Origin of the sequence: Lutibaculum baratangense AMV1, from assembly GCF_000496075.1 — a bacterium.
Lineage (GTDB): Bacteria > Pseudomonadota > Alphaproteobacteria > Rhizobiales > Tepidamorphaceae > Lutibaculum > Lutibaculum baratangense.
Window position 1 is genome coordinate 1 of sequence record NZ_AWXZ01000042.1, and the last position, 18,201, is coordinate 18,201.

The following is an 18,201-nucleotide window of genomic DNA, read 5'->3' on the forward strand; positions in this document are numbered from 1 at the left end:
AGGCTCCAGCCCTCATCGCGGATATTGAGCTTCTCGACGCGGCCGACGGGTGGCCGCTTGTAGCCCGGAAGCAATCCGAAACGGCCGCGAGGTTGGTAAGCCCGGAGCTTCTCCTCGGGCTAAGGACTTCACGCTTGGAGATATCTCCACCCAGTCCAACCGCCGGTCTTGTGCTTTATCGCCAGGATCTCCGTTGAAAACAACGAAAGAAGGCGGCAGCCATCCGACCGCCGCCTACTCCTTGCGCCAAGAGATCATCCCTGATGATCCAGCCGCTACGCTCACCTGGCAGTGCCGTCATGCGGCATCCGATTTATCGGACGCTCTGCGCGGCATCGGAGGGATCCCGCCCCTCAGCCTTCGCCGCGCCAGATCCGGCGGGTCGTCCCGGCTTGCGCCCCGGGCGGGCCCGCAGCCCTTTCACCTCGCCACGGAGTTCGTCATTTACCGACTGCAGCCCCGCAACCGTGTCGCGCAGTTCCTGCGCCGCGACTTCGAGCTGGGCGATCGTGGCCTCTAGCGCCTGTCGATCCTCCTCGTAGTCTTTGATCGCCGCATCCTTCGTCGCGAGTTCTTCCCGCAGCTCAGCCATCTCAAGCGCATGAGCCGCTTTGAGGGATTTCTGGGCCATCGCCCAGATCGAGGTGAGCGACCGGAGATGCTCCTCGGTGATGTCCTTCGGGATGTCCTCGGTCGACCAATTCTTCGGTCGCCACGTCTTCATCCCTCCGGTGAGTTGCGAGTAGCTCACCCGACCGAGCAACTCGCGAACCTTCTCGTAGGTCGGCCTTATGCCCTGCGCATCCAGCTGATCGCGGGCACGGTGAATGTCTTCCTCAGTTACCATTGCCCTCGCTTTCCATCTGAAATATCGTACGACGCATGAGGAGGGTGTAGAGTTTGTAGGTAGGGATCCTACAGATCCTACAAGTTGTCTCGCGTTTCCTGATGCACCATTTATCCGATTTTATATACGATTCGGATTTTTTGATCAACGAGGGCAGAGTGGTGGAAGCGGATCTCGGTAAACGCATCCTTGTGAGGATCAACGCGCTGGGCATCAGCCAGGCCGAAGCGGCGCGCAGGAGCGGCCTGCGTCCCACCTGGATCAACGACCTGCTCGCGGGACGAAAGACAGGTGTCCGGGCAGAGAACCTTCGAAAAATTGCGCGTGGATTGCAGACCACGCCGGCGTTTCTCTTGGGCGAGACGGACGATCCATCGCCAGCCTCCCCTCCAGAGCCGGGCGGTCTGGCAGCCCTGGATCGGACAGTGCGGGCGCGTTCCGCGGACACGCAAGGGATGACGCTTCCAGACTTCGCGTCGCGGTGGATCAGCCCTGATCTGGCTCACAAGTGGCGGGTTCACTGGGGTCAGATGAGCGTCGGCAGGATTCCGCTCGTCTCGGATCCGGTACCCGGTCTGGTGGGGGCGGTCGGACTGGACGATGAAATTCCGGCAACCACCCCGATAGTGCCGCAAGTGGCTGGTCGAGCAGGAGCGTACGCAGTTCTTGTCCCGGACTATTCGTTGACGCCGGTCGCCCAACCAGGATGGCTGGTCTATGCGACGCCGGGATTGCCGACTTCAAGAAGCCTTGTCGTCCTGCAGGTGAAGGAAGCGGGCCGCCCAATCTTTCTCATCAGGCATGTCACGAGTTGGACCGGTGATGTGCTCACCACTGCTCCACTCTCTGGCGGAGAACCGGAAGTAAGGGACCCTGAATCGTGCCTTTCGGCACATCCGGTCGTCGCCCTTGGACGGAATCCGGACACAGGGTAAGCATCCTCGCGCGGACTTTCTCGGCAGGCCAGGGATCATTACCCACTACGTCAACGACGCGTCAGGTCCTTGAAAGAAGCAGAGGACAGGCCGGCGTTGCCGAACCTGATGGTTCATCCCTGGGAGTTCTTCCCTCGCCGACTGGCCTTACTCGCCATCTCGCGCTCTGCGCGGGCGACGTATCGCCTGAGCTCCTGAGCGGCTCCTGGGGCCGGCACACCGGCTGGGCCTTCGTAATTGAGGTGACTGAGGTCGACCCCAAAGTTGACGTGGTTGAGAGCCCACCTCAGGTGCCGGAGATAGATCCCCTTCGAGTATCGGGAACGCTCACTGTCGCGGAAGTCGTTATTGTGGCCGGTGATCTCATCGATCCAGACTTCGCTCAGTCCCGGAACGTTCGTGAGATCCGTGATCACGTTATGCCGGAAGCTATGGAAGTCCATTTTCGGGCGATAGCACCCAACTTTTCGTCGATAGTCTGTGAACGGGCCGCTGAATGCGGCCGACCGATTTGCCCCAGGCCCCTGCGGAATCAGCTCCGGGAAGAGAGGTTCGTCGGCGGCACGGCCCCAATAGCGAAACTCCAGGAAGCCGAGATCCAGGATGATCTTTGGCAGAGGCAGGTCGCGCGTCGACTGGTCGCTCTTGCTGTCCTTGATCTCCAGATACGGAACGTCATCGGTGAAGCGAACGTCGCCGACGAGACGGGAGCACAGCTCATCCTCTCTCGCGCCGGTGGCGCGTCCCAGCAGCGGAAGCCAGAAGTGTGCGTCACGAAAGATCTCGGGCCCAGGCGTGCTGCGACGGTGAAGGCTCTTGCAGCCGGTCCAGATGGGAGACTGAAATAAAATGGTAATCATCTCCTCGGTCCACGGATCGCGGAGACCGCGTGCACGCCGACCCTTCGGTTTTGACTTGATGAAGCCAACGAACGGGTTCTCCCAGGCCTTGGGAATACGACCATGGGTCTGGCACCATCGCCAATACTCAAGCAAATTCCCCGTGTGCTTGTCGACGGTCGGGAGACTTAGTCGTTCGATCGCCTTCTCCTCCTTCTTTCCGCCACGCGCATCCTCCTCCTTGGCCACCTCGATGATCTTGGCATGTGGCAGTCCCCGCCATTTCCGCGCCTTGTCGTACATCCGCGGAAGCGCGAAGAGCTGGGAGCGGAATTTCGACACCGTAGCCCGGGAGATGTCGCTCGCGTTGCAGTCCGGTCCAACCAGACCGGCGAAGAGGTTCCGGGAGGATCTGGCATTGGACGTCGTGTCCGGTTTCCAGTCCCCTACCTCTTCCTTCGACGTCGCAAACGAATCCCAATGCTGAAGAAATGGCTCAGCAGAGGCATCTGGCACGGGCTCTTCTACCTGCGCCGTCGGCGACCCGGCCAGAACGGGAAGGAACTCTCCCAGCTCGAGCGCCTCCTGCTCGTCAAACATCGTGGCCAAGCCGTTGACGATTGTCCGGCCCAGCAGCCGACCGTCTTGGCTGTCCGGTGCCAGATCGGGCGCGATCTGTCTCATGATGTCGTTCACGAGCGGCTCTATCGCCGCACGCGCCCTGGGTTCCCGCCCCGTGAGCGCGCGCCGCAGCACTTCCCGGAACCGGCTGCGCGACGTCTGCCCAAAGACGCGCAGCATGTCATCGAGCTCGCGCGCATCCTCGTCTTCCAATGCCCTCGCTTCGGCCGGGTCCAGCATCGTGCATCCGGTCTCTTCGACGTAGACGGCCCAGGTGGTCGACTGTCGGTCGAGCCACGCGCGGACCAGGCGCTCCGCCTGAGCGCGATCCGGAAGTCTAACGAGTTCGGCCATCAACGGCTCCATGGCGACCCGGACCGCGCGCGCCCTCTTCAGGGCGAGGCTGCGCGAATCCGTTTGAAGGTTCACCACAAGTTCGCCCGATCTCAGGAAAGTCGCCACCCTCTTCGGCAAACGAGCGCGGAATCGGTAGCGATTTCCGCGCTTCTGGACGTAGTGACCGACCTGCATGAAGCACCCGATGTGGACCAGTTGCGTGGACCACTCGGGCGCCCCTTCAGGAGGAGAATCGCGAAGCTATTGAGATAAAAGAGGTTTTTCGAAACGTGGCTGGGGCGGCAGGATTCGAACCTGCGCATGACGGGATCAAAACCCGTTGCCTTACCGCTTGGCTACGCCCCATCCGGACCGACCCGAAGGACGGGCTCGGATCGTGCGCCGGTATATCGCCCGGAGGCCCACTTTCGCAAGGCGCTGCGACGGCGGAAGTTCGCGCGGCCGGGCTTGCGATGCGGGCGGGCCGGCGCTATACCCTCCAGCGCTGGTCGCGGAGTGTAGCGCAGCCTGGTAGCGCACCTCGTTCGGGACGAGGGGGTCGCAAGTTCGAATCTTGCCACTCCGACCACCATTTTCACTGCCGACGCCGAGCGACGTTCCGCCTCGTTGACCGCGGCAGCGCGCTTCGTCGGAACCAGGCGGGCGGCCGCCTCGGCAGATCGAGGCCACGGGGCCGGCCTAGCCCCCCTCGTCTATCTCCTCGGGATCGGCGACGACGCTGTTGCTCTCGCCGACGCCGAAGACGATCTCCACCTCTTCGATCTGGCTGGTGCACGCGGCCTCGTTGCCCGTCGTCCCGGCCGTCTCCGCCTCGTCGAGCATCGCGCTCGCCTGCTCCTTGGAGGCGTCGGAGAGCTCCGAGGCCTCGATCGCCGCCCTGAATTTCTGCGCCTTCGCGCTGCAGTCGGTCTGAGCGAGGGTCGGCGATGACACCGCCGCCGTCGCGAGAACTGCCGCAAGAAACTGCTTCATCCGCAATCGCTCCTCTTCCATATCCTGCGAGGTCGGTTTCGAGGGCTACGCGGCGCAGTGGCCGCGGCCACCCGCTCGTGGTCCCTTCGGGAACGCGCTTTGCCCGATTCGGTTGCCACGCTCGCCGCCGGCCGGCCCTGAGGCAAGCTCGTCCTTGCAGACCGGTCAGCCGGGTCGCTCCCCGAGGGCATCACCCGCGGGAGGCAGGTCGAAGGTCGTCTTCACCTGGGCCAGCGCCTGCTCGCACAGCGCCTCCTGTCCCCGCTGTCCCCGATCCTGGGCTTGGGCGAGAATCGTCCCGGCCTGCTGCTTCGCCGCCTCGGCCAGATCGGACTCCTGCACCTCGGCCCAAGCGCGCTGCGCCTCCGCTTCGCAGTCGGACTGCGCGTGGGCGGGAAGCGCCAGGATTGCCAGCGCCAGTCCCGTCGGCACCGATGGATTCATATCGTGCCTCGTTCGTTGCTTCGACCGGCGAACCGGCAGGCATGGCCCAAGAAGGCGCTCAGCCACGCGACGGGCATGGCGATCAAAGTCGGGCCCTACCGGCCCCGCAGGAGCGCCCGCGCCTCCGGCCACGTCGGGCCTGGGCGCGGGCGCGGGCGAAGGCCGTTACTGCCTCTCTTCGCGCTCGCGCTGGATGGCCATGGCGAGTTCGGGATTGGCCTGGGCCGCCCTGTAGATCTCGTCATAGGTCTGGACCTCGAGGCCGGAGTCCTGGATCGCCTGGACCATCTCGCGGCTCGCCTCGGTGCGCAGCTCCTCCGCCTGATCCGGGCTCTCTGCGCCCTGGATGCGCGGGTTCCACCGCTCCACGACCTCTTCGACGGCCAGCGAGGCCTCCGCGAACGCCGCGACATGGGTCTCGTCGACGTCCTGGGCCGGTGCGGCGGCCGGCGGCACCGCGTTCTGCTGGGCGGCGACCGGAGCCGCCATGCCGCACAGGATGGCCACGGCGGTCGCCGGGCCGAGAAGCTTGGAGAACGTTGGGCGGTTCATGATCAGTCCTTTGCGTTGTTCCGCCGCGGCTCGAGCGGCGGGTTCGAGATGTGTCGCAGGGCTTCGAGCCGCCACGACACCCGAACTGACGGAAGGCGGGACGCGGGAGTTCCAGCCGCACCGCGTTTTTTTCTCGCCGACGCACACATCGCGCCCGCAAAGCGGAACTCTTTCGCATCGGCCCCCGTCCTTTCCCTGCAGGCACCGCCGCACTGCCAACGGGAGGGCGATCGACCAGGCGATGAACGACGACCTGAAATGGATGATCGAACGCCAGATCCCGCATCTGCGCCGCTACGCGATCGCCCTCACCCGGAACCGCGACCATGCCGACGACCTCGTGCAGGATGCGCTCGAGCGCGCCCTCAGGAAACGCCACCTCTGGAGCCGGAGCGGTCGTCTCAGGAGCTGGCTCTTCCGGATCCTCTATCGGACCTATGTCGACGGGCGCCGCCGCTTCAGGCCCGAAAAGGTGCCGGCCGAACCCGGCACGATCGACGGCATGGCGACGCAGCCGCCTGACCAGGAGCACAGGGTCGAGTGCCGCAACATCGCGGCGGCGCTCGACAGGCTGCCGGACGAGCAGCGCGAGGTGGTGCTGCTCTCCGCGCTCGAAGGCATGCAGTATGACGAGATGGCGGATGTCCTCGACGTTCCGATCGGGACGGTGAGATCGCGGCTGTCGCGCGGCCGCGAGACGCTGCGCCGGGTGCGGGACGCGGAGGAGGGCCCGGCCAGGCTGAGGCGCGTGAAATGACGAACGACCGCACCGAGATCAGGGAGATCGACCTTCACGCCTATGCCGAGGGCCTTCTCGACATGGACCCGGCGAGGCGCTCGGCCGTCGAGCGACACCTGGCGCAGAACCCGGAGGCCGGCGAGTTCGCCGCCGACGTGCGCAGGCAGAACGAGGAGATCCGCGCCCTCTACGGCGGCGCGATCGCCGAACCGATCCCGGAGCGCCACCTCGAGGTCGTCTGGGGACATCGGCGGTCGGGCGTGGGCCGCCTGGCGCGCTCGGCCGCGGCGGCGGCGCTCCTGATCGTCGGCGGGCTCGGAGGCTGGGTTCTCGGCGACCGCTATGGCGGCGAGGTCTTCGTCCCCTCCGCGCTGATCGAGAGCGCAGCGACCTACGGAGGAGTCCAAAGAGAAGAGCCGGGGCTGACCTTCGCGACGACGCCCGACATGCTCTTCGGCCCGGCCTCGAACGAGGTCTGGCTGAGGTTCGACGTTCCCGACCTCTCCGGCTTCGGATTTCACCTCGCCGACCGCGGACGGCTCGGCGCGCCCGGCAACGAGCTCCTGAGGCTCACCTACGAGGGACAGGACCGCGCCCTGAACCTGTTCGTCCGCCCCCGGGACGGCATGGACACGGGCTGGATGCGGACGGCCGAGATCGACGGGGTGGAGGTGCATTACTGGCCGGCCGGCGCGTTCACGGTGGCCATGACAGGCGATGTCGCGGAGGCCGAGATCGTCGACCTCGCCGGCGAGATCACCCGGTCGATCGACGCGGCCGGGTTCGTCGACCAGCCTCCCGCGGCGACGGCGGCAAGCCCGATGAAGGGCGAGCCCGGGGCGGCGGAGACGGGGATCGATCCGGGACTGCTGCCGGCCGCAGCCCCATCCAGCCAGGTGAACTGAGCCTCAACCTCCGCGCCGACTGCCGCCGGAGCGGACCGCACGTCGAGGGCCGTGCCCTAGCGTACCTCCGCCTCGAGCCGATCGCAGCGGACCCACCACTGCTCGGGAAGGGCGGCGTCGCGCAGCGTGTTCAGGACACCTTCGCCCGCCGTCGCGAAGTCGATCACGCAGAGCCTTGCGCCATCGGTTTCCACGGCCGTGATCGTGAGGTTGCGGCAGCCGTCCGGCATGAACTGGCCGTCGCTTCCGATGACCTGCTCGAGCTCCTGCTGCGACTGGCAGGCGGGGAATGCCTCCTGCGCCGATGCGTGGCCCGTGCCGATGGCGACGAGCAGGAGGGCCGCCGTCGCGGCGCCGGCGATCGCGGTGTGGTTTGTCATCTCGGATCTCCTCGCGACTGGTCTCGGTCGGCGATCCCACAATGCCGGCACCCGCCGGCAGGGTTCCGGAGAAGCCGCTCAGGCGGCCTCCTGGGCCTCCCCTCCGCCCCCTCGCTCGAACGCGGCCTCCCGCACCGGCTCGTAGGCATTCAGCCGGTCGATCATCGAGGAGTCGTAGATGCAGAGCTGAGCGAGGTCGCTGTTGTAGTAGATGCCCTTCTTGAACTGGCTCACGGTCCTGCCGACCTTCCAGCGCACGATCGGCTCGGCGAGCCAGCCATAGCGGTTGAGCTGCTTGCGGCTGCCGCCGCTCGTCGCGCTCGACTGGATCTCGTCCCACACCATGCCCGTCAGATCGCCCACCGAGGGCGGCTCCTCGTCGACATGGCGGAACGGCGAGAAGCGGTTGTCGTGGGGCTGGGCCTGCCCGGTCAGCTCGCGGGTCAGGAGGTCGGCCACGTAGGGCGCGAGCGTGACGCCGCTCTTGAAGAAGCCGGCCGCGGCGTAGATGCCCTCGTCGAGCCAGCCGATCAGGGGGTAGAGATCCTGCGCCATCGCCCGTATGCCGCCAGTCAGCTCGACGCCGTTCAGGTTCGCGTGCGGGTCGTAGAAGTCGAGGGCGCGCTGCACCTGCGTCGTCATCTCCACGCGGTCGGTGTTGGTGAGCGCGGAGGCGCCGACATAGGTGTGGCCGGAGAACTGGACACCGTAGTCGCCGCAACTCGAGCCGTAGACCGGCGTGCGGATGCACACCCGGTCCGGCCTCGCCGGCATCCTGAGGCCGACGCCGAAGACACGGACGAGGTACGGCACCTGTCCATGAAGGCCGAGGCCTTCGACGAGGTCGTTGAATCCGAAGCTGTTCGCGAGGACGACGGCGTCGAACCGATCTTCCCCGCCGTCAATGTCGCGCACGATCCGCCCCTCGCGCTCGACCGCGGTCACCTGGGTGAAGCGGAAAGACACGTTCTCGCGCTGCCGAAGACAGACCCGCAGCGCCTGGTGGAACGCCCGGGCATCGACGAACATCTCGTCGGGCACGTGGATGCCGGCCTCGAAGCGGCCGGGATCGACCAGCGCCCCCTGCGACCGCCCGTCGAGCTCGAGCGTCTCGTAAGGGCGACCGTGCGCCTCGAGAGCGCGGCGAATCGCGCCGAGATTGGCGATCTCGCGCTCGCGGCCGGGCCTGGCGACGATGTAGGTTCCGCGGCACAGCTCGACCGGCGGATAACCGAGATCCTTCAACTCGCCGTTCAGGCGATCGACGAGCTCGGGCCACAGATCCATGGCGGCCGCCCCGATCTTCATCATGTGGCGGCCTGCCCAGGATTTCTCGTGCTCGACGGTCGCCTCGCCGAACACGTTGACCATCGCGGGCGCGGCGAAGGTGCCGGCATAATCCCGCGAGATCCGCTCGGGTCCGAAGACGACGACGTGCTGACCGCCGGGGGCTTCGGCAAGTCGATAGGCCAGGGCGAGGCCCACCGCCCCGTTTCCGACGATCGCGATACGCTGTGACACGGCCGGTGCTCCATTCTGCCGGTGCGCCCGGGGGCGCTCGCGGCGAGTTCCTCGTCATCTGAACGACACAGAGCGTCAGGGAGTTCGGCCGCGGCGCGTCGGCACGTCGTGCCGGCGGGCCAGCCGCACCGCACGGTCGTCCGGTTCCGGGAGTGCCGCCTGTCCCACGGCCCCGCCCGTCGGGCGTGGCGGAAGGCCCCGAGCCGACGGGCGAGCGGGGCCTTGCCCGTTGACCCACGGCAAGGAACCCGGCCAGGAAGGGTGCGATGGTGCAAGAAGCGGCCGGCAATGCGGAGCAGAGCGGAATGGAGCCGACGACAGGTCCGGCGAACGAGGTCGGCGTGCCCCTGGCCGGCATCGTCTTCGAGGCCGGCGACCCGATCAACCAGTTGTTGCTGCGCGTCGCCGAGGCTCTCGCAGCCGACGGCGTCTCCGTCGCCGGGGTCGTCCAGGCGCGTGTGAACGACCCGGCAACGGGCCGCAGCAACCTCGTCCTGCGCGGCCTCCGCGATGGATGGGAATTGCCGATCCTCGAGGAAAGGGGGCAGCAGGCCAAGGGCTGCCGCCTCGATTCCAGGGCCATCACGGATGTGGCGGGGCGGCTCGAAAGGGAGCTTGCCCCGGGCGCGGGCTTCCTGATCGTCAACCGGTTCGGCCGCGCGGAAGCGGAGGGCCAGGGGCTGCGCCATCTTCTCGCGCGGGCGGCCTCCGAGGGCATTCCGGTGATCGCCGGGGTCCGGCAGGACTACGCGGCGGCCTGGGCCGCCTTTCACGGCGGGCTCGGCGTGGCCCTGCCGCCCGACCCCGAGCGCGTGCTCGCCTGGTGCCGACGCGCCGCCGCCGGTGCGGGCGCGCCGGAACGGCAGCGGCACGGCATGTCCGCCCCGGCGTTCGGTTCAGACCAGGCGCCTGGAGGCCGCCGCGCACCTTGAAGCGGCGGCTATCGGCTGCCGCGACGTGCAGTTCAGCATCGCGCATTGGACGCCGAGGAGACACGAGGTGCTCCCGGTGGCGGATAAGTTCGTAAGTCGACGGAAGTGCTTCCCACAAAACGCGGCACCCGTCCTGAAGGTCCTGCTCCGGCGGTCGCCTCACCCTGGACATAACCTGGCATCAGCGGGAATCGCCCAGATGCCCCTCTGATGGTGTCGCCGGCCCCCCTTCGAGCGTTCCTACCGGCGGGGCGTTGCGCGCTGACGGTTCTGACCCTGAACTCACCCTCGCCCGGCCGCTCTTCGGGCGGAGTTCACCCAGTCGCACCGGCAGATCGGTGGTCAGCCATGGGTCGCCTCCAATCCCGACAGGAAGCTTGCGAGGTTGTCGCCGAGCTCCGGGCAGAGATAGCCGCCTTCCTGCACGATCACCGCCGGCAGCCGCACCTTCGCCAGGCGCTCCCCGATCCGCGCGAAGCCGGAGGTCGTGACGGCGAGGCCGCCGAACGGATCGCCCTCGAACGGATCAAGGCCGAGTGCAACGATCAGAACGTCCGGACCGAAGGCACGAATGCGGGCGATGCCCTCTTCCAGAGCCGCCAGGAAGCCGTCGTCGGCCGTCCCGCGGGCGATCGGTAGGTTGAGATTGTATCCGAGGCCAGCCCCCTCGCCGCGCTCGTGGGCATGGCCCCAGAAGAAGGGATAGTAGCGAACCGGGTCGGCATGAACCGATACGGTCAGCACGTCGGAGCGTCCATAGAAGATGCCCTGGGTGCCGTTGCCGTGATGGAGGTCCACGTCGAGGATCGCCGGCCGCAAGCCCGCCGTCACGCAGACCTGAGCGGCGATGGCCGTGTTGTTGAGGAAGCAGAAGCCGCCGGCAAGATCCGCGAACGCGTGGTGGCCGGGCGGGCGGCAGAGCGCATAGGCGCAGCGCTGTCCCGAGATCACCAGCTGCGACGCGGAGACGGCGCTCTGCGCGCTCCAATAGGCGCTGTCCCAGGTCTCGGCCGAGATCGGGCACGCCGTGTCCGCCTGGTGCCAGCCCGCCTGACCCACTGCGGATTTCGGGTAGCTCGCGTCGCGCCGATCCGGATGAATGTTCGGAATCACCTCCGCCGAGCCGCCCTCGATGCGCTGCCATCGCGCATAGATCGTCTGCAGAAAGGCGAGATACTCAGGCGTATGCACTGCCGCGATCGGGCCGATTCCGTGGTCGTCCGGCGCCGCGATCGGTAATCCCAGCCGCTCGACCGCGCTTCTCAAGGCATCGACGCGTGCCGGCTGCTCCGGGTTTGGCTGCGGCGCGCCGCTCGACAGGAAGTGCTTGGGATCGTGAGCGCGCTGTCTGTCGTCGAAGAAGGTCTTCATGCCCCAGTCTCCAGCCGGGCCCAGGCCTCGCCCTCGATCACGAAGGTGATCTCGTCGCGGTCGGTGACGACGCCGAGCCTCTCGTAGAAGCGGATGGCCGCCGGGTTCTTCGCGTGGGTCGCCAGCTTCAGGTAGGCGGCGTCCCACGACCGCGCCTCGCGCATGACCGATGCGAGCATCCGCCGGCCGAGGCCGCTGCCCCGCTGCGGCTCGGCCACCCAGAGATCCTGGACGTAGACGCCGGGAGCGCCGCGAAGGGTCGAGAACTCCGCGAAGAAGACCGCCGCGCCGCAGATCGAGCCACCCGTCTCGGCGACCAGCGCACGGAAGAGCGGTCCTTTGCCGAAGCCGTACTTCAGGAGGATCTCCGGCGTCGAGCGGAAGCTCTCGCCGTCGCCGAGATGCCGGGCGAGCGAGAGGAGCACCTCGTGCAGCGCCGGCATGTCCTCCGCCTCCGCGACCCGGAGTGTCGCGTCCGGCATCATGCGACGAAGGCAACCTGATCGGCGCCCTTCAGGCCCAGCATCTCGCGAATCTCTGCCGGCGAGGCGACCGTGCGGCCGATCCCCTCCACAATCGTGCGCACGCGCGTGACCTGCTCGGCATTCGAGCTCGAGAGCCGGCCCTTTTCGATCCAGATCGAATCCTCCAGCCCCACGCGCACGTGTCCGCCCATCGCCGCCGAGATCGCGGCCATCGGCATCTGCTGGCGTCCCGCTCCGATGACCGAGAACTGGTACCCCGTGCCGAACAGCCGGTCCGCCGTCTCCTTCATGTGCATGAGGTGCGAGGCCTCCGCCGCCGCCCCGCCGAGGACGCCGAGCACGAACTGCACGAAGATCGGCGCCTTCACCAGGCCCCTGAGCACGAAGTGGTGCAACATGTGGATATGGCCGATGTCGTAGCACTCGAACTCGAAGCGCGCCCCGCGCTTGCTCCCCATCTCCTCGAGAACGTGGGCGATGTCGCGCGGCGTGTTCTTGAAGATGAGGTCGTCACTCTCTTCGAGAAACGGCTTCTCCCAGCCGTTCTTCCAGTCCGTGATGCGCGCTGCCGCGGGATAGAGGGCGAAGTTCATCGAGCCCATGTTGATCGAGCACATCTCGGGGCACGCCTCGAGCGCTGGCGCGAGCCGCTCCTCCAGCGTCATCACCGCGCTGCCGCCCGTCGTGATGTTGATGACGGCGTCCGTCTCGGCAGCGATGCGCGGCAGGAAGGCCATGAAGTGGCGGGGATCGGACGACGGACGTCCCGTCTCGGGATCGCGGGCGTGCAGGTGCAGGATGGCCGCACCGGCGCGCGCCGCCTCGATCGCGGAAGTGGCGATCTCGTCCGCCGTCACCGGCAGATGAGGCGTCATCGACGGGGTGTGGATCGAGCCCGTGACGGCACAGGTGACGACGCAGGGCGCTGTCATGCCGCGAGGCTCGCCTTGATCTCGCCCGCGACCTCGTCGAGCGCGGCAGTCAACGCGGCCATGATCTCGTCGAGGTGGCTCTCTTCCACGATCATCGGGGGACAGACGAGGAAATGGTCTCCCTCGAGGCCGCCGCGCGTGCGCCTGGAATAGATGATCAGGCCGCGCTCGTAGGCGAGTTCGACGAGCCGGTCGAAGGCGTTGAGACCCTTCGGCAGCGGCGCCATCGTGCGGCGGTCGGCGACGAGTTCGAAGGCCAGGAGCAGTCCGCTGCCGCGAACGTCGCCGATGAAGTCGTAGCGGTCCATGAGACCCTTCAGCCGGCGCTTCAGCTCGTTCCCCATGCGCTCGGCATTCGCCATCAGCCCTTGCGTCTCGATCTCCTCGACCACGGCAAGTCCGGCCGCGCAGGCCAGGGGATTGCCGGCATAGGTGTAGCCGTGGATGAAGCCGCCCTTGTCGAGCACCGGCTCGACCACGCGGTCGTGCGCCACCATCGCACCGAGCGGTGCATAGCCTGCCGCAAAGCCCTTGGAGATGACGAGGATGTCGGGGGCGACGCCCCAGTGCTCCGCACCCCAGAACCGGCCCGTCCGCCCGCCGCCGGTCATCACCTCGTCGTGGATGAGGAGGATCCCGTGGCGGTCGCAGATCTCGCGGATGCGGGCCATGTAGCCGGTCGGCGGCACCAGTGCGCCTGTCGAGGCGCCGCCGACCGGCTCGACGATGAAGCCGAGCACCGTCTCGGGCCCCTCCTGCAGGATCCGTTCCTCGAGCATGTTCGCATAGTGATGGCCGGTTCCCTCCTTCGTCGGATCGAGTCCGTCGAGATAGGCCCGTGGCGCCGGGATCTTCGGCATCGCCCGCATCATCGGGTCGAACGGTGCCGTCATCGGCGCGTAACCGGTGAGCGCCAGCGCGCCGAGCGAGCTGCCATGGTAGCTGGGATAGCGGGAGATCACCTTGTATCGCTGCGGCTCGCCGACCGCGATCGCCCACTGGCGCGCAAGCTTGATTGCGCTCTCCACCGCTTCCGACCCGCCCGACACGAAGAACACCTTGTTCAGTCCGCCGGGACACAGGCTCGCAGTCTTCGCAGCAAGGCGTTCGGCCGGCTCCGTCTCGAAATGCAGGCGATAGCCGAAGGTCGACTTCACCATCTGCCGGCGCATCGCCTCGAGCACGCGCTCGTTCGAATGGCCGATATTGCACACCATCGCGCCGGAGGAGCCGTCGAGATAGCGCTTGCCGTCGACGTCCCACATGTAGACGCCGCGCGCCTGGTCGAGCATCGGCCGGCGCCGCCGCGTCTGGTAGAAGAGGTGGCTCGGCTGGCGGTTCGGAGTCGTCATCTTCGCTGTTCTACTTGTTACCGGGAAGAGCCGCGCAGTCGCGCGGGCGCAGGCGGACGGAGGCTGTCTCACCCTCGGCGAACGGATGATCGTCGATCATGTTCACGGCCTGGAGCAGGCTCTCGCCGGTGCGTACGAAGTAGCGGGCGACCTGGCCCTGGTAATCCACGGCCTCGACCACGCCGTCGACCGAGACGGCTCCGTCCGCGTCGGTGCCGGGCCTTGCGAGCTTGAGCTTCTCAGCGCGCACGACGAGCTTCGCCGGTTCGCCGTTCGACAGGCCCTGCGCGCGCTCGGCCGGCACTGGAACGACGCCGAAGATCGGGACGTCGAGCGCGACGACGTCGACGGTCGCGTCCGCCACACGGCCCTCGAAGATGTTCGAGGCGCCGAGAAAGCGTGCGACGAATTCGTTGGCCGGCGTGTTGTAGACCTCCTCCGGCGGGCCGACCTGCTCGACGCGACCGGCGCTCATCACGACGATCTGGTCGGACATGGCGAGCGCTTCGGACTGGTCGTGCGTCACGAAGATGGTGGTTATCCCGAGCCTGTCCTGGATGCGCTTGAGCTCGACCCGCATGTCCTCGCGCAGGTTCGCGTCGAGTGCGGAGAGCGGCTCGTCGAGGAGCAGCACGTCCGGCTCGATCACGATGGCGCGGGCGAGCGCGATGCGCTGCTGCTGGCCGCCCGACAGCTCGCGGGGATAGCGGTGGCCGAGCTCCGGCAACTGCACGAGCGACAGCGCATCCGCCACGCGGCGCTTCGCCTCCTCCTTCGACACGTTCCGGTACTTCAGGCCGAAGGCGACGTTCTGCTCGACCGTCCGGTGCGGAAAAAGCGCATAGTTCTGGAACACGAGGCCGAGATTGCGCCGGTGGATGGGCACCTCGTTGACACGGTTGCCCTTCACGCGGATCTCGCCCTCGGTGGGGTCGAGCAGGCCCGCGATCATCCTCAGCGTCGTCGTCTTGCCGCAGCCCGAAGGTCCGAGCAGCGTCACGAAATGCCCCGCCGGAATGTCGAGCGAGGTCGGATGCACGGCCGTGAACGGGCCGAAGCGCTTGGCGATCTGGTCTAGCTGGACTGCGGGCTCGGTCACGTCGATCCTCTCGGAGTTCGGGCGGGCGGCGCCACGGGACGCCGCCCGTCAGATGCTCAGTAGCCCTTCTGGATGCGACCGAAGGTCTTCGACCATTCCTGCTCGTTGCCGTTCCAGTAGGCCGGATTGGCGAAGGTGAGGCCGTCGAGCGTGCCGGTGGGGTCGAAGGCCGGCAGGTTCGGGATCTTCTCGCCGAGGTCGACCTTCTGCGGATCGAGGGAGGGCGGGTAGCTCTGCCCCTCGGCCACCGCGATGGCGACCTCCGGCTCGAGCATGAAGTTCAGGAGCTCCTCGCAGGCTTCCATCGGCGAGCCCTTCGGGACGAAGAGGCACTCCTGCCAGCCGTAGCCGTTCTCCGGGTCGACATAGCCGATCGGGTGCCCCTGGTCCTGCAATGCGTATATTCGGCCCGACCAGCCCTCCGTCGTGTAGATCTCGCCCTCCGCGAGCAGGCTCATGAGCTCCGCGCCGGAGGTCCAGTACTTGAGAGCGAGGTCGCGGTGGGTGCGGATGGCGTCCCACACGGCGTCCATGTCCTGGATGTCGTTGGGGTCCTGCCCGGTCTGCAGCGCCGCCATCCAGATGCGCGTGCGCCAGTCGCTCCAGCCGCCGATCTTGCCCTTGTAGGCCTCGTCGATCAGCAGGCTCGCGCCCTTCTCCTTGGCCTCCTCCTCGGAGATCTGGTCCTTGTTGTAGGCGATGCCGGTCGTGCCGTAGTCGTAGGGCACGGCCGAGAGAGAGCCGTTCGTGTAGTTGCGCAGAACCTCGACGAGCTTCGGGATCACGAGATCGAGGTTCGGGATGTTGTCTTCGTTGAGCTCGCTCGCCAGGCCGAGATCCGCGTAGCGGGCATAGTCGAAGACGCCGGAGAGGTGGGCGATGTTGAACTCGCCCGGCTGGCTCGCCTTGACGCGGCTCAGATACTCGTCGGCGCCGCCGAACGTGCCGTCGACGACCTTGATGCCGGTCTTGGCCTCATAGGGGTTGAAGGCGAGCTCCCGGAACGCCTGGGAGACGACACCGCCCCATCCGTCGAACCGCACCTGGCTCACGTCCTGGGCGCGGGCGTAGCGGCCCATCGGCGAGACGACGCCATAGGCGAGGCCGGCCGCGCCGATCAGGCCGAGGAAGCTGCGCCGGTCGATGTCGCCGTTGCGATAGCGGTCGAGCAGGCGCTCGTAGCGTTTCGTGTCGTCCATGTCGTTCCCCTCGTTCTCTTGCGGTTTTCTCAGTTGGTCCTCGAGCCGAGCCTTCGGGCGACCGCCGCTCCCAACAGCGGCAGCCCGACGGTCAGCACGATCATCACGGTGCCGAGCGCGTTGATCTCCGGGCTGATCGAGTTCCTCAGCATCGCGAAGATCTGCGTCGGCACGGTCTCCACGCCGCCTGGTTTCCAGAACAGCGTGCCGGTGATGTCGTCGAAGGAGATCGTGAAGGCGAACAGCATGCCCGCGAAGATCGCCGGCGCGAGCAGCGGCAGCGTGACCTCGAAGAAGGCCTGGCGCGGCGAGGCGCCGAGCGACATCGCCGCCTCCTCGATGTCGCGCCTGATGCCGACGAGCCTCGCCTGCACGACGAGCACGACGAAAGGCAGTGTGAAGATGACGTGGCCCATGAGGAGGAGCGGAAAGCTCTTCGGGATCGCGAGGAAGCGCAGGAACAGGAGAAGCGCCACCGCGAGCACGACCTCGGGCACGAGGATCGGCGCGATGAGCGCCGTAGAGATCAGGTTCTTGCCGCGGAAGTCGTAGCGGATGAGCGCGAGGCTCGCGAGCACGCCGAGCGTCGTCGAGATGACCGCCGTCAGCGCGCCGAGGACGAAGGAGACGCGGAAGGCGCGGAGGATCGCGTCGTTGTGCCAGAGCTCGACGAACCAGCGGAACGAGAAGCCGGTCATCGGGAAGGAGCCGAACTGCGAGGCGTTGAACGACAGGAGGACGACCACCGCCACCGGCAGGAACATGAAGAGATAGACGAGGATCGTCCACGCGCGGATGAGCGACCAGCCGGACAGCATCAGCCGAACCCCTTGGCGAGCTGGCTCATGCCGACGAAGTGGTTGTAGATCGCTACGAGCACGCCCAGCACGGCGAGCAGCATGAGCGACAGGGCCGAGCCGAGCGGCCAGTTGAGCTGGGTGATGATCGCCTCGAAGACGAGGTTCGCGAACATCGCGTCGGTCGGGCCGCCGAGGACCAGCGGCGTGATGTAGGTGCCGGCCGAGAGGACGAAGCAGAGAAGCCCGCCCGCGGCGAGGCCCGGCAGCGAGAGCGGCAGCGTCACTTCGAGGAAGGACTGCCAGCGCGTCGCGCCGAGCGAGTTCGCGGCCTGCTCGAGCGTCCGGTCGATGCCTTCGAGGCTCACATAGACGTTCAGTATCATGAACGGCAGGAGAAAGTGCACGAGGCCGAGCACGACCGTGGTCTGGTTGTAGAGGAGTTGCAGCGGCTCATCGACGATGCCGAGCCAGAGAAGCATCGAGTTGAGCGCGCCCGAGACGCCCAGGATGTTGATCCAGCTCATCGTGCGGATGATGTAGCTGATCCAGAAGGGCAGCATCAGGAGGAGGAGGAGCAGCGCCCGGTTGCCCCCGGCTCGCGCGATGAAGTAGGCGGCGGGGTAGCCCATCAGCCCGCAGACGATCGTCGTGATCGCGGCGATCTTCAGCGTGAAGAGCAGGATGTCTCTGTAGAACGGGTCGGTCAGCGCCTCCTGCCAGTTGTCGAGGTGGAAGCCGACGACGTCCGCGCCCGTCGCCGTTCGCAGCCAGAACGAATAGACCACGATGAACAGGAGCGGGACGAAGAGGAGCAGCGTCACCGCCGCCAGAGCCGGCGACAGCAGGATCCACGGCTGGCGTCTTTCCCGTGCCTCGACGGTGGCCATGGCGCTCCTCTGAGGGCTTGTCGGCGCGGGCG

Annotated in this window: 19 protein-coding genes, 2 tRNA genes and 1 pseudogene; 5 read left to right on the top strand and 17 right to left on the bottom strand. The window is 67.0% G+C overall.

What is annotated here, in order from left to right; genetic code table 11:
• Positions 1-313: 313 nt before the first annotated feature.
• The gene (locus N177_RS19605) at positions 314-847 is read right to left on the bottom strand and encodes a DNA-binding protein (protein ID WP_023434174.1); all 534 of its coding nucleotides are present in this window, start codon (positions 845-847) and stop codon (positions 314-316) included.
• Positions 848-948: 101 nt separating this feature from the next.
• On the opposite strand from N177_RS19605, the gene N177_RS21205 reads away from it, so the two are divergent.
• Positions 949-1,782: a helix-turn-helix domain-containing protein gene (locus N177_RS21205; protein ID WP_081718716.1), complete on the top strand. Its 834-nt coding sequence runs from the start codon at positions 949-951 to the stop codon at positions 1,780-1,782.
• A gap of 113 nt (positions 1,783-1,895) precedes the next feature.
• Here N177_RS21205 and N177_RS19610 read toward each other — a convergent pair whose 3' ends face one another.
• The 3 genes and pseudogenes from N177_RS19610 to N177_RS19615 form a co-directional block, all read right to left on the bottom strand.
• Positions 1,896-3,596, bottom strand: a complete 1,701-nt coding sequence (locus tag N177_RS19610) for a site-specific integrase (protein WP_152527976.1) — start codon at positions 3,594-3,596, stop codon at positions 1,896-1,898.
• Between the two features lie 15 nt (positions 3,597-3,611).
• A pseudogene (locus N177_RS22450) lies at positions 3,612-3,773 on the bottom strand (DUF6538 domain-containing protein); the annotation flags it as partial.
• A gap of 96 nt (positions 3,774-3,869) precedes the next feature.
• Positions 3,870-3,944 (bottom strand) — tRNA-Gln (locus tag N177_RS19615).
• Between the two features lie 146 nt (positions 3,945-4,090).
• Here N177_RS19615 and N177_RS19620 point away from each other — a divergent pair.
• Positions 4,091-4,167 (top strand) — tRNA-Pro (locus N177_RS19620).
• Between the two features lie 110 nt (positions 4,168-4,277).
• On the opposite strand, the gene N177_RS19625 is transcribed toward N177_RS19620, so the two are convergent.
• From N177_RS19625 to N177_RS19635, 3 genes are all read right to left on the bottom strand, one after another.
• A complete protein-coding gene (locus tag N177_RS19625; RefSeq protein WP_023434176.1) occupies positions 4,278-4,571 on the bottom strand; it encodes a hypothetical protein in 294 nt (97 codons plus the stop codon).
• A gap of 165 nt (positions 4,572-4,736) precedes the next feature.
• Positions 4,737-5,015: a hypothetical protein gene (locus N177_RS19630; RefSeq protein WP_023434177.1), complete on the bottom strand. Its 279-nt coding sequence runs from the start codon at positions 5,013-5,015 to the stop codon at positions 4,737-4,739.
• A 165-nt stretch (positions 5,016-5,180) separates the two neighbouring features.
• Positions 5,181-5,567 (bottom strand): DUF4168 domain-containing protein, encoded by a 387-nt coding sequence (locus tag N177_RS19635; protein ID WP_023434178.1) that lies wholly within the window; start codon positions 5,565-5,567, stop codon positions 5,181-5,183.
• A gap of 241 nt (positions 5,568-5,808) precedes the next feature.
• Here N177_RS19635 and N177_RS19640 point away from each other — a divergent pair, with 241 nt between their 5' ends.
• Positions 5,809-6,324 carry a sigma-70 family RNA polymerase sigma factor gene (locus N177_RS19640; RefSeq protein WP_023434179.1) on the top strand — a complete coding sequence of 172 codons (516 nt, stop codon included), beginning with the start codon at positions 5,809-5,811 and terminating at the stop codon, positions 6,322-6,324.
• Positions 6,321-7,211, top strand: a complete 891-nt coding sequence (locus N177_RS19645; RefSeq protein WP_023434180.1) for an anti-sigma factor family protein — start codon at positions 6,321-6,323, stop codon at positions 7,209-7,211. The genes N177_RS19640 and N177_RS19645 overlap by 4 nt, the downstream gene beginning before the upstream one ends.
• 56 nt (positions 7,212-7,267) lie before the next feature.
• On the opposite strand, the gene N177_RS19650 is transcribed toward N177_RS19645, so the two are convergent.
• Together N177_RS19650 and N177_RS19655 are read right to left on the bottom strand one after the other, a co-directional pair.
• Entirely contained in the window at positions 7,268-7,591 is a 324-nt protein-coding gene (locus N177_RS19650; protein WP_023434181.1) for a hypothetical protein, read from the bottom strand.
• A 78-nt stretch (positions 7,592-7,669) separates the two neighbouring features.
• A complete protein-coding gene (locus N177_RS19655; RefSeq protein WP_040486291.1) occupies positions 7,670-9,112 on the bottom strand; it encodes an NAD(P)/FAD-dependent oxidoreductase in 1,443 nt (480 codons plus the stop codon).
• A 266-nt stretch (positions 9,113-9,378) separates the two neighbouring features.
• On the opposite strand from N177_RS19655, the gene N177_RS19660 reads away from it, so the two are divergent.
• On the top strand, positions 9,379-10,044 hold the full coding sequence (locus tag N177_RS19660) for a DUF2478 domain-containing protein (RefSeq protein ID WP_051402496.1): 666 nt from the start codon (positions 9,379-9,381) through the stop codon (positions 10,042-10,044).
• Positions 10,045-10,386: 342 nt separating this feature from the next.
• On the opposite strand, the gene N177_RS19665 is transcribed toward N177_RS19660, so the two are convergent.
• Genes N177_RS19665 through N177_RS19700 form a run of 8 tightly spaced genes read right to left on the bottom strand, consistent with a single transcriptional unit; the run spans position 10,387 to position 18,169 of the window.
• A complete protein-coding gene (locus N177_RS19665) occupies positions 10,387-11,415 on the bottom strand; it encodes a histone deacetylase family protein (protein WP_023434184.1) in 1,029 nt (342 codons plus the stop codon).
• Complete coding sequence (locus N177_RS19670) at positions 11,412-11,897, bottom strand: GNAT family N-acetyltransferase (protein ID WP_040486299.1); 486 nt, start codon at positions 11,895-11,897, stop codon at positions 11,412-11,414. Before N177_RS19670 ends, N177_RS19665 begins: the two co-directional genes overlap by 4 nt.
• Positions 11,897-12,832 (bottom strand): 3,5-dioxohexanoate:acetyl-CoA acetone transferase, encoded by a 936-nt coding sequence (gene kce, locus N177_RS19675; protein ID WP_023434186.1) that lies wholly within the window; start codon positions 12,830-12,832, stop codon positions 11,897-11,899. Before kce ends, N177_RS19670 begins: the two co-directional genes overlap by 1 nt.
• Complete coding sequence (locus N177_RS19680) at positions 12,829-14,184, bottom strand: aminotransferase family protein (protein WP_023434187.1); 1,356 nt, start codon at positions 14,182-14,184, stop codon at positions 12,829-12,831. Before N177_RS19680 ends, kce begins: the two co-directional genes overlap by 4 nt.
• A gap of 10 nt (positions 14,185-14,194) precedes the next feature.
• Positions 14,195-15,283, bottom strand: coding sequence for an ABC transporter ATP-binding protein (locus N177_RS19685; RefSeq protein ID WP_023434188.1), 1,089 nt, complete (start codon positions 15,281-15,283; stop codon positions 14,195-14,197).
• A gap of 56 nt (positions 15,284-15,339) precedes the next feature.
• Complete coding sequence (locus N177_RS19690; RefSeq protein WP_023434189.1) at positions 15,340-16,482, bottom strand: extracellular solute-binding protein; 1,143 nt, start codon at positions 16,480-16,482, stop codon at positions 15,340-15,342.
• 29 nt (positions 16,483-16,511) lie between these two features.
• Positions 16,512-17,300 (bottom strand): ABC transporter permease, encoded by a 789-nt coding sequence (locus N177_RS19695; RefSeq protein ID WP_023434190.1) that lies wholly within the window; start codon positions 17,298-17,300, stop codon positions 16,512-16,514.
• On the bottom strand, positions 17,300-18,169 hold the full coding sequence (locus N177_RS19700) for an ABC transporter permease (RefSeq protein ID WP_023434191.1): 870 nt from the start codon (positions 18,167-18,169) through the stop codon (positions 17,300-17,302). The genes N177_RS19695 and N177_RS19700 overlap by 1 nt, the downstream gene beginning before the upstream one ends.
• Positions 18,170-18,201: the final 32 nt, after the last annotated feature.